Source organism: Plebeiibacterium sediminum, from assembly GCF_026013605.1.
In the GTDB taxonomy this organism is placed as follows: domain Bacteria; phylum Bacteroidota; class Bacteroidia; order Bacteroidales; family Marinilabiliaceae; genus Saccharicrinis; species Saccharicrinis sediminus.
Map to the genome: position 1 here is coordinate 397,061 of NZ_JAPDPJ010000001.1, position 15,822 is coordinate 412,882.

Consider the following 15,822-nt stretch of genomic DNA (forward strand, 5'->3'; position numbering starts at 1 on the left):
TATACTAACAGCAAAGAAGTAATTCACATATAACTCATAGGTTGGCTAAACATTAAATTATTACTATTGTCTATTAACTAGAAAGCGAGTTTTAAAATTTATTTAAAAGCAATTTAACATCAGACAGACGTGTTAATTATTAATTATATATTTTTGCGACTGCTAAAACATTATAAATGAAAAGAGAAGATTTTGAAATAATGGCACCCGTAGGATCCTACGAATCATTACGTGCAGCTATTAAAGGTGGAGCAAATTCAGTTTACTTTGGTATTGAAGGTTTAAATATGCGATCAAGATCATCAAATAACTTTACTGTTGATGATTTACACGAAATAGTAAGAATATCAAAAGAAAATAATGTAAGAACCTATTTAACGGTTAATACGGTACTTTACGATCAGGATTTAAACCTGATGAAAAAAGTTATAATGGCAGCAAAAGAGGCTGAATTAAGTGCAGTTATTGCTTCTGATGTGGCAGCTATTTCATTTGCCAGAGAAATTGGTGTAGAGGTACATTTAAGTACACAATTGAATATATCAAATATTGAGGCTTTAAAATTTTATGCCAAGTTTGCTGATGTTGTAGTTTTAGCCCGTGAATTAAATTTAGATCAGGTAGCTCAAATATACCGTGAAATTGAACTTCAACAAATTAAAGGACCTAATGGTAAATTAATCCAGATTGAAATGTTTAGTCATGGTGCGCTATGCATGGCGGTTTCCGGTAAATGTTACATGAGTCTTCATAATACTGATCACTCTGCAAATAGAGGAGCTTGCCTTCAAACTTGCCGCAGAAGTTATATTGTTACAGATAAAGATACAGGTCAGGAACTTGAGATAGATAATGAATACATCATGTCACCAAAGGATTTAAAAACCATTCATTTCTTAAATAAAATGGTTGACGCCGGTGTTCGTGTATTTAAGATTGAAGGTAGAGCCAGAGGTCCGGAATATGTACACACTGTTGTAAAAGCTTACAACGAGGCATTAAATGCGATACTTGATGGCACGTTTGAAGAAGACAAAATTAATCTGTGGAATAAGGAATTAAGCACAGTATTTAATCGTGGATTTTGGGATGGCTATTATTTAGGACAAAAGCTAGGAGAGTGGAGTCATAAATATGGAAACAGAGCAACAAAGCGAAAAATGTATATTGGTAAAGGAACTAACTATTTCCCAAAAATTGGAGTTGCAGAGTTTGTTCTGGAAACTAAAGATCTTAAAGTAGGTGATGAAATATTAATTACAGGACCTACCACTGGTATAGTACAAATGGTAGTATCTGAAATTAGAGTAGATTTAAAAAAAGTTGAACAAACTGTTAAAGGAGAACGTTTTTCAATGCCGGTACCTGAAAAGATAAGAAGATCGGATAAATTATATAAGATGATACCTTCTCATCCTTCATTAGATCAATAATTATTAAACTTTTACAAGAAAAATATAATATGGAATACATAGGCAACATAGAAAAAATGTTAACTCAATTGGATGATAATGTAAAATACATTTTACCAATAGGGGAGGAGCGTATTGAAATGAATCAATATATTGGTAAACAAATTTCGTTACAGTTCCAGAACCAAATAAACTGTGTTGCCTGTGGAACTAAAACCAATAAATCTTTTGCTCAAGGTTTTTGCTTTAACTGTTTTAGTTCAGCGCCAGAAGCTAGTGAATGTATATTACACCCGGATAAATGTCAGGCGCATTTAGGAATAAGCAGAGATATGCAATGGTCTATTAATCATTGCTTAACACCACATATCGTTTATTTAGCCAACTCTTCAAATATTAAAGTAGGTATAACACGTAAAACTCAAATACCAACTCGTTGGATTGATCAGGGTGCTACCGCAGCAATTATTATAGCTGTAACTCCGAACAGACATATCGCCGGGATTATTGAAAAATACTTGATGCAATACTATTCTGATAAAACCAGCTGGCAAAGTATGCTAAAAGGAGTATCAAATCATGTAGATTTAAGTGCAGAAAAGGCTAAAGTAAAAAGTTTATTACCAGCTGAATTATTACAATACTATTCTACATCGGACGACATTACAACAATAAAATTTCCCGTTGAAGAATACCCGGTAAAAATTAAAAGTGAGAGTTTTGACAAAACTCAAAATGTTGAAGGTGTATTAACTGGTATCAAGGGGCAATACCTAATTCTGGACCATTCAAGAGTTATTAATATCAGAAAGCATAGGGGATATTTAGTAAAGTTTACTATTTAATTAATAAATCATTTAGTTGATCTCCAACCATATTTCTTTCAACATTATTAGTATTCAATGAAAATTTAATTTGAATATTACAAAGAGATAATGTATTAACAGTGTCTTTATTTAGATTAATGACTTTAAAAAAATCATTTACGTAAAATTTAATACAACTATTTGTCATACTCTTGATTGCTTTAAAATTATAATTATCTATCCACTCATTTGTTAATATATTACTCATTTCCAGACAATTTGAAATATTATTACTTAAAATAATAACAGGCGCACCAGCTGAAATTTCATCAACTTTTTTTAATAAATGATAACTGATTAGTTTAATTTGCTTGTCATTGAGTGTATCCTGAGTATCGATTTTAAATACATAAAATATATAACCTGACTTTAGATATTTTAATTTATACCACGATATTATATTCAATTCACTCATTAAAATATCATGTTTAATAAGTAGAGTAGAGGAAGATAAAAGCTCTATTAATTGTTTATTGGCATATAAAACTGAATTTGTTTTTGTGGATTCATTTTCAGTATTGCTGGAAATAATATTATAATCTTCATTTAATACTCGATTAAGTACTATACTATCAGTTATTGCAGTTTTTATTTCAATTAAATCAGAAGATAAACCAGAAATATATTTTGAGATAGAATCTGTATTATGCTGTATTTTATTGGCAAAATTTAATGATACAAACGACAGTTTATTATTATTTTGATAACAACCAAAACAAATAAGAATCAATATTAAAGTTAATAATCGCTGCATCTAATTAATTTTATATCAATATAAAACCAAATTAAATGCAATGACTACTTTTTACATTAGAGGCATAATTATCTTGATATTTCTACTTAATTCTTACATTATTATATTCATCTAAAGAATCAATGTGAATGGTAACACCAATACTATGTATTTCCATAATAGCATTTTCGTATTTTGTTGCAATTTGATGAGCTTCTGTTAAACTCATATTACCAGGTAAGGATATATGAAAGGTAAGTTCCGAGTGATTTCCATATTGATGAATTAAAAAATGGTGTGGATCTAAATCACTATTAAAATTATGAATTCCTATTTTTTGAATACTCTCCTTAAGATCATCATCTATTTTTTCTCCTAAAAATATGGATAAGGATTCTTTTAATATTTTATAGGTTGTATAAAATATTAATAATGAAACCAATAAGCCTAAAACACCATCAACCCACCAAAAATACTTACCTACAAAAATACCACCTAGGATAATAATACTTGAAAAAGCGTCGCTTCTATGATGCCATCCATCAGCAATTAACGATTTTGCATTTATTTTTTTTCCATAAAAAATAGAATACTGAGCCATTACTTCCTTTACAACGATAGAAATGATGGTTACAATTATAGCAAAATTACCATATTCAACAGATTCATGCATTCGTAGCTTCAACACTGATTCATATGTAAAATTAGCGCCTACTAGTGCAAGTAAAATTCCAACAAAAATAGTTGACATTAACTCAGCTCTACCGTGTCCGAAAGGATGTGTTTCATCAGCTGGTTTAGATGAAATTTTAATTCCTATTAAAACTGCAACAGATGATATGGAATCCGTTAAAGTATGCCATGCATCTGCTATTAATGCCACTGAGTGAAATAAAATACCAGCCCAAAATTTTATAATAAAAAGCGCAATATTTAATATAATAGAAGCCCAGGATATAAATATTCCAAGTTTATATTTTTCCATTTTACTTATTGTTTAACCTTTTCTGAATCTATTGGAAAACCACTTTTTTTCCAATTTATAAATCCACCTTTTAATTGAAATACATTAGTATATCCCAGATCTCTCAGCCATTGAGAACATTCAATTGACCTTTTACCTTTTTCGCAGTACAAAAATATTTTAGTATTCTTATCTATATCATTTAAATATACAAGAAACTTCTCTTTTGTGTCAACTAAAATAGCATCCACTAATCTTTCTTTATTAAATTCTTCAGTACCTCTTAAATCGAACAATTTACTCTTACCGTTTTCATAAACTTCTTTAAAAAAAACATCGCAATCCAGAACCTTTGTTACGAAATCTTGTCCATTAATAACCTGAAGAAGACTGAATAAAAATATGAGTATTGTAATTTTTTGTTTTAGCATAAATAATTAAATCTTAAAAAAATCGGAAATTATTTGATCGGTAATAAAACGTTTATTTTCACACACTTTTAAAAATCCATTATCAATAAAAACATTTGATTTAATTTTTTGAATTTCGTATTCCTTCTTAAAAAAGTTCCAAATTTCAGAATTAAAATTATCATTCAAAAAATTCATATCGACTCCTTTTCTGGTTCTTAAACCTAACATTATTAACTCATTAAATCGATCCTCCTCAGAGAGTGTTTCATTAGAAAAATAACTCTTATAAGAACCAACATTTTTTATATATTTCAATAAATTACTAATATTCCATCTTCTTATATTGTTTTTGTAGGAGTGAGCACCTGGTCCGAAACCAAAATAATTTTTACCACTCCAATATCCTGAGTTATGTTGGGATTCACAACCATTTTGTGCAAAATTAGAAATCTCATAATCATTAAATCCGGATCGATTTAATATTTCTAAAAGTTTTTGATATTGGTCCACACTATCAGAATCAGATATTTCTTTTAGTTCTCCTTTTTTAAGTTTACTGTAAAAAGGAGTTCCTTTTTCAAAAGTTAAATGATAGGCTGAAATATGCTGGACATTCATACTAACTGCAATATTTAAAGAAGACTCCCAATCTGTTAAACTCATATCAGGAACACCATAAATCAAATCAATACTTATATTCTTAAAACCTTTTTTCTGAGCTAATTGTACTGTTTTCATAGCCTGTTTAGCATCATGACGTCTATTCATCATTTTCAGAATATCATCATTAAAGCTTTGAGTACCTATACTAATTCTATTAAAACCAATTTCAATTAACTCCTCTAAAAATTCAGGTGTTATATCATCCGGATTAACTTCAATAGTTAATTCATTTACCGATTTTTTGGGAATATATTGATAAATAGTATCTAAAATTGAAATAAGATTTTGCTTAGTTAATAAACTAGGTGTTCCACCTCCAAAATAAATGGTACTAATTTGTTCCTCATTAAATTCTGATTTCCTTGAACTAATTTCACTTATTAAACTATCTACAAACTTGTCTTTCAAAGACAAATCTGTAATACTATAAAAATCACAATATCCACATTTTCTTATACAAAATGGTATGTGTAAATAGATTCCTGCCATTTATAATTACTAGATTAAAAATTTTTAACATGAACGTTTCACGTGAAACATTTGTTTTATGCTATATTGCAATTATTTGTTGATAACTTTTTAATAACTAAGTTACAAAATCAAACATAACATACTCATTATGTACACATTAAAAACATATTGGCGCACAATTTTAGTTATTTGTATTATACTTTTTTTAAGCTTAATGAATGTAAATAAAGTACTTCCAAGTGAAGTGAAATTTTTTAAACATTTTGATAAGATAGTACATTTTCTGATGTATTTTGGATTAAGCTTTATATTCTTTATTGAGAACTATGTAAACAAAAATTCAATCAGAAAATATTGGATAATTATCGATACTATCTTAATAGGTATTTCAATTGAATTTTTACAATTCTTATTGACTAATTACAGAAGTGGAAACTTCTATGACGCAGTATTTAATAGCATTGGTGTTTTAGCTGGAAGTATTTTGTTTATTTTAATGAAAGACCAAAATTTTATATATAAAGTTTTACTATTTAAATTAGATTACAAAAGATAATAATCCAATTTTTGATCCACTCTGTTTACAATATTTTCTATCGTTTCTGTTTTGAATAGTTTAAATAATTCTGCTCTTACCTCACAAAATTTTTCATGTACAGGGCATGGAAGTTGTTGGGCATGAGCAGCCTTACAAGTATTCATACCAATTAAACACATCTCAAACATATCCATTCCATCAATAATCTTTACTATATCTAATAATGTAATATCTGCAGGATTTTTACCTATGGAAAAACCACCATGGGGTCCTTTGGTAGATAATAACATTTTTTGTTTCACCAATTGCTGTAATATTTTCCCTAAAAATGGAGTAGGTATATCTAAATCCTCAGAAATCTTCTTAATTCCTATTTTTTTATCCTCTTCATTATTCAATGCGAGATAAATTACAGATCTGACAGCATATTTGCAGGTGTTCGATAACATAATAAAAGATTTTTATATGCTAAATTACATTATTTTATTAATAATCAAGAAAAATTTAAGTAAACATTTTACCTAAAAATAAAATACTGTAAAATCATCATATACTACAGTATTCTATTTTCAAGATTTGAATATAATTTACGATTTACAAGGGATTTTTTCAATTCTTTTAATGTGTCTTCCTCCTTCAAAAGGTGTATTGATAAAAGCATTAACAATAGCTTTCGCTTCGTCTACAGAAATAAAGCGTGCAGGTAAGGAGCAAACATTTGCATTATTATGAGATCGGGCTAATTCAGATATTTCCTTATTCCAACATAAAGCGGCTCTAATACCCTGATGTTTATTAACAGTCATGTTAATTCCGTTTCCACTACCACAAACAGAAACTCCAAAATCAACTTCATTGTTTTCAACAGCTGATGCCATAGGATGAGCCCAATCTGCATAATCAGTACTTTCAGTTGAATGTGTTCCATAATCTGAAACTTCAATACCTAATTCAGTAAAATAACCCTTTAATATTTCTTTTAACTCATAACCGGCATGGTCTGCAGCTAAACCAACTTTTGAAAATTTCATGTTTTTGTTTCAAAGATAACAAGAAAATAGAGTATACTATACAATAAGTATAGTTGAACGTATAATTAAAGTAACCTTTAAGGCTAAATATCAGTAAAATACACGCATAAATAACATGTAAAATCAGCTTATTAATAAACTGTGCATAACCATTTAATAACTGTTCATAAGCTGTGAATCCAAAATTAAAACATTTGAAAAAATAATTTTGGAATTCTCATTTTATAATACAATCAACACTCTTTATTGATATATCAAGTTATTTTTATAGGATTTTAACGACAATTTCAAACAGTATTTTAACAGCTTAAATCTTCTTTAAACAGATAATCTTATTAAATTTGCCAACTATTAACAGCATGTTAATAATCCTAGTTAAATAACTGATTACAAAGTAAAACTAGTATAAAATTATTGTTAATTATCTTTTAATATCTGTTTCACTAATGTTTACGACAATATGAAACAATTAAATTGCAATAATTTTATAAACGTTACTAACAGGATATTATAATTACTATAGTTTTTTAAAATTTCTCTATTTTATATATATATTATAATGGAAGTAAAAGAAAGTTGGTTGAAAAAAGGATTCGTTGATGAACCTGTTGAAGGTATAGAGAATATTCAAAATGAATTTTTAAAGTTAAAGAAAGAAAAGAATGCGGTTTTAATGGCGCATTACTATCAGGAAGACGAAATACAAGATATTGCCGATTTTGTCGGAGATAGTTTAGCACTTGCCCAATTTGCCAGTAAAACTGAAGCTGATATTATTATCGTGGCTGGTGTTCATTTTATGGGAGAAACAGCTAAGATATTATCACCTGATAAAACTGTTTTAGTTCCGGATTTAAATGCTGGTTGTAGCTTAGCGGATAGTTGTCCTCCTGATCAGTTTTCTGAATTCATTAAACAATATCCGGATCATAAAGTCATTACCTATGTGAATACATCGGCAGATATTAAAGCTTTATCTGATATCGTGGTTACTTCAACTAATGCAAAAGCAATAGTTGATAGTTTTGATAAGGATGAAAAATTAATCTTTGGTCCTGATAGAAATCTAGGTAATTATATAAATGGTATAACTGGGAGAAATATGATATTATGGGATGGAGCATGTCATGTGCATGAGAAATTTTCTTTAGAAAAGATTTTAGATCTTAAAAAAGAAAATCCTGATGCAAAGTTGTTGGCTCATCCTGAATGTAAAAAGCCTTTACTGATGGTTGCGGATCATGTTGGTTCTACAGCTGCATTATTAAATTTCTCAAGTAAAGATGATGGAAATAAATATATTGTAGCCACTGAATCTGGCATCTTACATCAAATGAAATTAAAAAGTCCAGAAAAAACTTTTATACCTGCGCCACCTAATGATTCTACTTGTGCATGTAACGATTGTAATTTTATGAGATTAAATACAATGACAAAGTTATATAATGCATTAAAATATACCTGGCCTACTATTGAAGTCGAAGAGAGTATTCGTTTAAAAGCTGTTCAACCTATTGAAAAGATGCTTGATATTTCTAATAAATTAGGTTTATAGTAATAAAATTTTGTATGTTTATATCAGTATGACGCATAACAATCCCTTAAATATCTTACTTGTAGAAGATAATGTATTAAATCAAAAATTAATTTATCTGAATTTATCTAAATTCAATTATCAAATTGATGTAGCTAATAATGGACAGGAGGCTGTTTCGTTAGTTATGCAGAAAAAATTTGATTTGATTATTATGGATTTAATGATGCCAGTAATGGATGGATTAGAAGCAACAACTGAAATAAGGAAATTTGAGCAAAATAAAGGTGTTTACACGCATATAATCGGTTTAACGGCTAATACCTTTGATGCAGATAGAGATAAGTGTTTAAAGCATGGTATGGATGAATATATGGCTAAACCTTTTGACTTGACTCTATTTGAAGAAATACTACATAAACTTAATTTAATTTAGGACTTGTTTATTCATGCAGGATAATTTTGATATAAGGGAAGAAGGATATCAGTCTGTTGAGAATGATGTAGAAAATAAATTACGTCCCCTTAGTTTTATTGATTTTCAAGGACAAAGTAAAATTGTTGAGAATCTTAAAATATTTGTTCAGGCTGCTAGTATGAGGGGTGAAGCTCTTGATCATGTTTTATTGCACGGACCTCCTGGTCTTGGTAAAACAACTCTTTCAAATATTGTGGCAAATGAATTAAATGTCGGCTTTAAAATAACTAGTGGTCCGGTTTTGGATAAACCAGGCGATTTAGCTGGTATATTAACGAATCTGGAGCCTAATGATGTTTTATTCATTGATGAGATACATCGTTTAAGTCCTATTGTTGAAGAATATTTATATTCAGCGATGGAAGATTATCGAATTGATATTGTTATTGATAAAGGACCCGGGGCAAGAAGTATACAAATTGATTTGAATCCTTTTACTTTAGTAGGTGCCACCACTAGAAGTGGTTTATTAACTAGTCCTTTAAGAGCAAGGTTTGGAATTAATTGTCATCTTGAATATTATGATACAGATATTCTTTCTGGTATAGTAAAACGTTCATCATATATTTTAGATACACCTATTACAGAAGAAGCAAGTTATGAAATTGCAGGAAGAAGTAGGGGAACACCACGTATTGCTAATGCTTTGTTAAGAAGGGTTAGGGATTTTGCTCAAGTTAAAGGAAATGGAAATATTGATTTAAGAATTTCACAATATTCACTTGAAGCATTGAATATAGATCAACATGGATTAGATGAAATGGATCATAAAATTCTATTGACTCTTATAGATAAGTTTCAAGGTGGACCTGTAGGAATTAGTACAATTGCAACTGCTATCGGAGAGGATGCCGGAACTATTGAAGAAGTATATGAACCGTTTTTAATTAAAGAAGGATTTATAAAAAGAACTCCTCGAGGAAGAATGGTTACTCCATTAGCATATAGCCATTTAGGTAAGGATAATCTTAATCAGGAACAATTTTCATTATTTTAATCTAACTTATTTTGGGAAGTTTAAAATCGCTCGCTGGTGAAACAGTAGTTTACGGTGGAGGAACTATATTAGTTCGTTTGTTAAATTGGTTGTTAATGCCATATTACATTCGTACAATGAGTAATATTCAATATGGTTATATTACTGAAATATATGGATATATTGCTATTTTTCTGGTTGTTTTAACGTATGGATTTGAAACTACATTTTTTCGGTTTTCAAAGAATGATAATTATAAAGGTGTTTTTACTACAGGCTTTCTTAGTATTTTAACAACAAGTTCAGTTTTTATAGTATTCCTTTTTTTTCTTCTAAAAAACATTAAATTATCTGACCAACTTGAATCATATAATGAATTAATTTGGTTAGCCGGTTTAATTGTTGCTTTTGATGCTGTTTCAGCTCTTATTTTTGCTAAACTTAGGTATTTGGGTAAAAGTATACGCTTTGCTATCATAAAGCTATTAAATGTACTTATTTTAATATTTTTCAATATCTTCTTTCTTTTAGTTTGCCCTTATCTTTTAAAAAACTATACTGAAAGTGTCTTTTCTAATCTTGTTAATAGCTTTTACAGAGATAATCAGGAAGCATACTATGTATTATTTTCAAACCTAATTGCATCGGTTTTTATTTTAATTATTTTACTTAAAGATATAAAAGGAGTTATTAAAGGTTTTGACTTTAGTTTGTTGAAAAGGATGTATAAGTATTCTTTTCCCATATTGATTGTTGGTATAACTGGCATGATCAATCAAAGTATAGATAAAGCATTATTACCTAGATTGATAGGCGGAGATGAAGGATATAAAATGGTTGCATTATATGGTGCTAATTTTAAAATTGGTGTACTAATGGCAATGTTTACGCAATCATTTAGAATGGCTTTTGAACCTTTTTTCTTTAAGCATAGTCAATCATCTCAGGATAACAGTATTTATTCCACAATATTAAATTATTTTGTTCTATTTGGGTTACTTATTTTTATTGGAGTTACTTTTTTCATGGATATTATTAATTTGATTTTAGTTCCGGAATATACAAAAGCTAACGGAGTGATTCCTTTAGTTTTAATAGCTCAGTTATTAAGTGGCATCTATTTTACATTATCAGTTTGGTATAAAGTGTCAGATAAAACTATCTATGGTGCATATATGGGTGTTATAGGAACTACAGTAACACTACTTTCTAACCTTATTTTAATACCAATTATTGGTTATTACGGTTGTGCGATTAGTGGTTTATTATGTTTTGCCAGTATGGTTGTATTTAGCATCATATGGGGAAATAAATATTATAAAATAGATTACGATTGGCTTAGAATATTAAAATATGTTGTATTTACAGCATTACTCTATTTTTTAGGTATATACATAATACCTTATATTTTTCATGTAATTACTCCTTTAACAGGTCCACTTTATAATATTGCTTTATTTTTATTACGCTTTGGCTTAATAGTTGTATTTTTATGGACTATTTATGTTTTAGAATTTAAAAAATTAATTAAAATAAAGAATGTCTCTACTAATTAACATCATCAATAAAAGCAATAATCAATTACCAGAATATAGTACAGCTTTATCTGCAGGGTTGGATTTAAGAGCTTATTTACAAGATGATATTATCCTTAAACCTTTACAAAGAGTTTTAGTTCCAACAGGCTTATTTATTGAACTACCAGAAGGTTATGAAGCTCAAATTCGCCCTCGTAGTGGTTTGGCTTATAAGCATGGTATAACCGTTTTAAATACTCCGGGAACAATTGATGCAGATTATCGTGGAGAAATAAAAGTAATACTTGTAAACTTAAGTAACGATGACTTTGTTATTAAGTCAGGAGAAAGAATTTGCCAGATGGTTATAGCCAAACATGAAACCGCTTCGTTTATTATTGTAGATGAATTACAATCCACAGATAGAGGAGAAGGTGGTTTTGGTCATACAGGTAAACATTAACATTATTAGACTTTTATATCATTATAAATGAAATACTATTATATTATTGGTTTATTAAGTATTGTTTTATTTAGTTGTAAAACATTGCAAAATACACCTTCCAAATCTATTAAATCAGATACTGTATTAACGACAACATCTTTAAATTCAGTAGAGAAAAGAAAATTTGATTATTTTTTCTACGAGTCGCAAAGATTAAAAATGCAGGGCCAGATTGATAAGGCCAAAATGTATTTAATTGAATGTATCAAAATTGATAGTTTAAGTAGTACCTGTTATTATGAATTATCTAATATAGAAATAGGTTACAAGAATTATAAAGGAGCACAGGATTTGTTAAAGAATGCAGTGCGTTTAGCTCCTAATAATAAATGGTATAAAATGTTATTAGGGGATTTATATCAGCAAAATAAAGATATTCCTAACTCAATTGTTATGTATAAATCATTAACTGAACAATTTCAGGAGAATGAGGAATACTTATATGTTTTAGCGCAATTGTATGCTCAAAATCAAGAATATCAAAACGCTATTGATACATATGATTGTTTAGAAGGAAAAATTGGAATTACTGAAATTATTACGCTTGAAAAGGAAAAATTATATCTTCAACTAGGTAAAGAATCATTAGCTTATAAAGAGGTTCAAAATTTAATAAAGGATAATCCTTATGAACCTAAGTATTATGGTTATTTAGGTGATGTGTATTTTTATAATAAAGAATATGATAAAGCGAAGGACTCCTATAATAAAATTTTCACTTTGGATCCTGGTAATGGACTAGGATATTTTTCATTAGGAAATATAGCAATTAATGAAAAAGATACAGTTTTGTTCCTGACAAATTATACAAAAGCCTTACAGGATAAAAACCTTGATGTTGAAATAAAAATACAAAGATTATTACCTTTCTTAGTTGGTCAGGATTTCAATAATTATAAAGATACGGCATCAGTTGAAGCATTATTTATAGAGTTAACTAAAACTCATAATGAGGATGCAAAAGCCTTTGTTTTTTATGGTAATTATTTGCAAAATAGATCACGAATTAAGGAAGCAATCAGTTATTATAAAATTGGACTTAAACTTGATAATACAAATGCATCTGTTTGGCAGGATTTGTTTTTGTTAGAAATTAATAATGGTGATTTTACATTATTATATAATGATACAAAAGAAGCTTTAATATCCTTTCCGGAAGAACCTCTGTTCTTTTTATTCCATGGTATGGCGTGTATGCAAAAAGAATTAAATGAAGAAGCATATAACAGCTTTATTAAAGGTTTGGAGTTTGTAGGAGATAATAAACAGATGACCGTACAGTTTTATGCCAATTTAGGGGATGTACTCTATAATTTAAAGCGTTCTGATGAGTCGTTTACTTATTACGATAAGGCCCTTAAAATCGATGAAAATAATGTCGTAGTATTAAATAATTATAGTTACTATTTATCTCTTGAAAATAAAAATTTAGATAAAGCTGAATCTATGATTGCAAAGTGTATTGAATTAGAACCTTCTAATTCTACATATCTCGACACTTATGCATGGGTTTTATTTAAAAGAGGACGTTATTTTGAAGCAAAATATATCATTGAAAGAGCTATAGATAATGGTGGTAATTCAAGTGATGTAATTGTTGAACATTACGGTGATATTTTGTTTAAAAATGGTGACGTTGAAGGTGCTGTAGCACAGTGGAATATATCAAAAAAAATGGGGAATAAATCTTCTATTTTGATGAAGAAAATAGATCAAAAAAATTATGTTGAAGAATAAATGGGGATGGCTGGTTTTAATTTTTTTAATAATTATTTCCTGTAAAACCACTGAGAAAGTTGTAATAGGTAATGTTACAAGTATTTCTGATGTTAAGTTGCGTAAACAACTTAAAGATCATGAGATAAACTATGATCAACTATATATTAAAAAGGCAAATTTTACTTTTAATGATGGTTCGCAAAAAAGATCATTTAAAGGAAGTTTTGTAATTAAAAAGGATAGTGTTATCATTGTTTCTATTTATGCTCCTATGGGTATAGAAGTCGTTCGTACTCAGTTAACAAATGACAGTGTAATCATAGTAGACAAGCATAATAAACAAGTATTTAAAACAGATTATTCGTATTTTAGTAAAGATTTTGGGGTTGATATAAGCTTTGATATTTTACAAGCACTTATTTCAAATCAATTATTTTTATATCCCAGTGAGTTAGATTTTTATGATGGATTAAAGAAATATAAAAATCATGTGGAACAAGATTTTTATTCTTTTAAATCAATAAGAGATAAACGTGTCAACCGTATAGTGAAACGTGATAATGCAAATCTTGTAATTCATGAAATAAGTATCCACCCAGATATTTATAAGATTTTTAATGTATTTATAAAAGATTTTGGTAGCGGGCAGACTTTGACTGTTAAGTACGATGACTTTAAACAATTTGATAAAATATTATTTCCAGAGACCTATGAAATAGAAGCATCTCAGGGGATAAAGAAATTTCAGATATCTTTGAAAATTAATTATTTAGAAATTAATGATGGTGGAAGCCTGCATTTCAAAATACCTTCTTCGTACCAAGTTAAAGAGATATAGTCTTCTTATCTTTTTTACTTTAATTTATATTTTTGGCTCTGCACAGAATTCTGAAGTAGAAAAGTTAAAAAACCTTCGGAAAAAATATCAGAGCGAAATTGCTAATGCACAAAAATTATTAGAGAAAAAGGGTGTTTCTAAAAATAATTATTTGAATGAATTAAAATTATTAAATTCTAAAATAAGTTCTCAGCAAAGTATTATTTCTACTTACCAATCTGAAATACAAGTAATTTCAAATGAAATAGACCGAAATAAAGAGTTTATAAATCAATTAGCTACAGAAATACAATCCTTAAAAAAAGGCTATGCAAATTTAATTGTTGAAGCTAATAAGCAATTAAGCAGTAATTTAAATGAGCTTATGATTATATTCAGTGCTAATAGTTTTTCTGAAGCTTATAGAAGATTTAGTTTATTAAAACAATATAGTTCTTATAGGAAAAAGCAAGGTGTTGTCCTTGAACATACTAAAGCCAAACATGATAGTATACAAGCCATTAATCTACAAAATTTACGTGAGAAACAAAATGTATATGATCTTCTAAATAATGAATTAGAATCAATAAAATTAGCTATTTCCAAAAAAGAAAACTATATCGACAAATTACAACAGGATGAAGTTTGGCTTAAAAGAGAAATAAAGAAGAAACAAAAAGCTTCAAATGAACTTGAACGAAATATAGAAAAGTTAATCAAGGAATCTTTAGCTAGTTCTTCAAAATATATGTTTAGTAATTTCAGTAAAGCTAAAGGACAATTGATATGGCCTGTTAAAGATGGAATTGTAACAAGTAGGTTTGGTGAACATAATCACGCCGTTTTAAAGGGCGTAAAAGTAAAAAATAATGGTATAGATATTACTGCACTCAAGGAAAATGCAGTTAAATGTGTGTATGATGGTACTGTAAGCCGCGTCATTGCTATCCCTGGCTACAATAAAGCTGTTATTGTTCGTCATGGTAAATATCTGACAGTTTATGCTAATCTTGTTAATGTTTATGTAAAAAGTGGAGAAACTATTCACAGTAATCAAGATATTGGTCAAATATATACGGATAGTGAAGATAAGAGTGGTATATTGCATTTTGAAATTTGGGAAGAGAGTAAAAAAATTAACCCGATAGAGTGGTTGGCTAATTTTAATTAAATGTTTAAAAATAT

Annotated in this window: 17 protein-coding genes; 11 read left to right on the plus strand and 6 right to left on the minus strand. The window is 28.6% G+C overall.

Annotation, left to right across the window (positions count from 1 at the left end):
- Positions 1-176: 176 nt before the first annotated feature.
- Together OM075_RS01715 and OM075_RS01720 are read left to right on the plus strand one after the other, a co-directional pair.
- Positions 177-1,433 (plus strand): peptidase U32 family protein, encoded by a 1,257-nt coding sequence (locus tag OM075_RS01715; RefSeq protein ID WP_301188732.1) that lies wholly within the window; start codon positions 177-179, stop codon positions 1,431-1,433.
- A gap of 29 nt (positions 1,434-1,462) precedes the next feature.
- On the plus strand, positions 1,463-2,257 hold the full coding sequence (locus OM075_RS01720; protein WP_301188733.1) for a DUF2797 domain-containing protein: 795 nt from the start codon (positions 1,463-1,465) through the stop codon (positions 2,255-2,257).
- Here the strand turns inward: OM075_RS01720 and OM075_RS01725 are convergent.
- From OM075_RS01725 to hemW, 4 genes are all read right to left on the minus strand, one after another.
- Positions 2,250-3,032 carry a hypothetical protein gene (locus OM075_RS01725; protein WP_301188734.1) on the minus strand — a complete coding sequence of 261 codons (783 nt, stop codon included), beginning with the start codon at positions 3,030-3,032 and terminating at the stop codon, positions 2,250-2,252. The two genes, OM075_RS01720 and OM075_RS01725, sit on opposite strands and share 8 nt — an antisense overlap.
- Positions 3,033-3,114: 82 nt before the next feature.
- A complete protein-coding gene (locus tag OM075_RS01730) occupies positions 3,115-3,996 on the minus strand; it encodes a cation diffusion facilitator family transporter (RefSeq protein WP_301188735.1) in 882 nt (293 codons plus the stop codon).
- Positions 3,997-4,001: 5 nt separating this feature from the next.
- Positions 4,002-4,406, minus strand: a complete 405-nt coding sequence (locus tag OM075_RS01735; RefSeq protein ID WP_301188736.1) for a rhodanese-like domain-containing protein — start codon at positions 4,404-4,406, stop codon at positions 4,002-4,004.
- Positions 4,407-4,412: 6 nt separating this feature from the next.
- On the minus strand, positions 4,413-5,540 hold the full coding sequence (hemW, locus tag OM075_RS01740; RefSeq protein ID WP_301188737.1) for a radical SAM family heme chaperone HemW: 1,128 nt from the start codon (positions 5,538-5,540) through the stop codon (positions 4,413-4,415).
- A gap of 130 nt (positions 5,541-5,670) precedes the next feature.
- Between hemW and OM075_RS26070 the strand changes: the two genes are divergently transcribed.
- Positions 5,671-6,078, plus strand: coding sequence for a VanZ family protein (locus OM075_RS26070; RefSeq protein ID WP_363321515.1), 408 nt, complete (start codon positions 5,671-5,673; stop codon positions 6,076-6,078).
- On the opposite strand, the gene OM075_RS01745 is transcribed toward OM075_RS26070, so the two are convergent.
- Together OM075_RS01745 and rpiB are read right to left on the minus strand one after the other, a co-directional pair.
- The gene (locus OM075_RS01745; RefSeq protein WP_301188738.1) at positions 6,066-6,509 is read right to left on the minus strand and encodes an RrF2 family transcriptional regulator; all 444 of its coding nucleotides are present in this window, start codon (positions 6,507-6,509) and stop codon (positions 6,066-6,068) included. The two genes, OM075_RS26070 and OM075_RS01745, sit on opposite strands and share 13 nt — an antisense overlap.
- 138 nt (positions 6,510-6,647) lie before the next feature.
- The gene (rpiB, locus tag OM075_RS01750; RefSeq protein ID WP_301188739.1) at positions 6,648-7,091 is read right to left on the minus strand and encodes a ribose 5-phosphate isomerase B; all 444 of its coding nucleotides are present in this window, start codon (positions 7,089-7,091) and stop codon (positions 6,648-6,650) included.
- 559 nt (positions 7,092-7,650) lie between these two features.
- On the opposite strand from rpiB, the gene nadA reads away from it, so the two are divergent.
- The 8 genes from nadA to OM075_RS01790 are packed head-to-tail and all read left to right on the plus strand — an operon-like array spanning position 7,651 to position 15,808.
- Positions 7,651-8,646 carry a quinolinate synthase NadA gene (gene nadA, locus OM075_RS01755; RefSeq protein ID WP_301188740.1) on the plus strand — a complete coding sequence of 332 codons (996 nt, stop codon included), beginning with the start codon at positions 7,651-7,653 and terminating at the stop codon, positions 8,644-8,646.
- Between the two features lie 28 nt (positions 8,647-8,674).
- Positions 8,675-9,061 (plus strand): response regulator, encoded by a 387-nt coding sequence (locus OM075_RS01760; RefSeq protein WP_301188741.1) that lies wholly within the window; start codon positions 8,675-8,677, stop codon positions 9,059-9,061.
- Between the two features lie 13 nt (positions 9,062-9,074).
- Positions 9,075-10,100 carry a Holliday junction branch migration DNA helicase RuvB gene (gene ruvB, locus OM075_RS01765; RefSeq protein WP_301188742.1) on the plus strand — a complete coding sequence of 342 codons (1,026 nt, stop codon included), beginning with the start codon at positions 9,075-9,077 and terminating at the stop codon, positions 10,098-10,100.
- Positions 10,101-10,111: 11 nt separating this feature from the next.
- Positions 10,112-11,635, plus strand: a complete 1,524-nt coding sequence (locus OM075_RS01770; protein ID WP_301188743.1) for a lipopolysaccharide biosynthesis protein — start codon at positions 10,112-10,114, stop codon at positions 11,633-11,635.
- Positions 11,619-12,059: a dUTP diphosphatase gene (dut, locus tag OM075_RS01775; RefSeq protein ID WP_301188744.1), complete on the plus strand. Its 441-nt coding sequence runs from the start codon at positions 11,619-11,621 to the stop codon at positions 12,057-12,059. The genes OM075_RS01770 and dut overlap by 17 nt, the downstream gene beginning before the upstream one ends.
- A gap of 27 nt (positions 12,060-12,086) precedes the next feature.
- Positions 12,087-13,838 carry a tetratricopeptide repeat protein gene (locus tag OM075_RS01780; RefSeq protein ID WP_301188745.1) on the plus strand — a complete coding sequence of 584 codons (1,752 nt, stop codon included), beginning with the start codon at positions 12,087-12,089 and terminating at the stop codon, positions 13,836-13,838.
- On the plus strand, positions 13,825-14,658 hold the full coding sequence (gene lolB1 / locus OM075_RS01785; protein ID WP_301188746.1) for a lipoprotein insertase outer membrane protein LolB1: 834 nt from the start codon (positions 13,825-13,827) through the stop codon (positions 14,656-14,658). The genes OM075_RS01780 and lolB1 overlap by 14 nt, the downstream gene beginning before the upstream one ends.
- Positions 14,600-15,808, plus strand: a complete 1,209-nt coding sequence (locus tag OM075_RS01790) for a murein hydrolase activator EnvC family protein (RefSeq protein WP_301188747.1) — start codon at positions 14,600-14,602, stop codon at positions 15,806-15,808. The genes lolB1 and OM075_RS01790 overlap by 59 nt, the downstream gene beginning before the upstream one ends.
- Positions 15,809-15,822 lie beyond the last annotated feature (14 nt).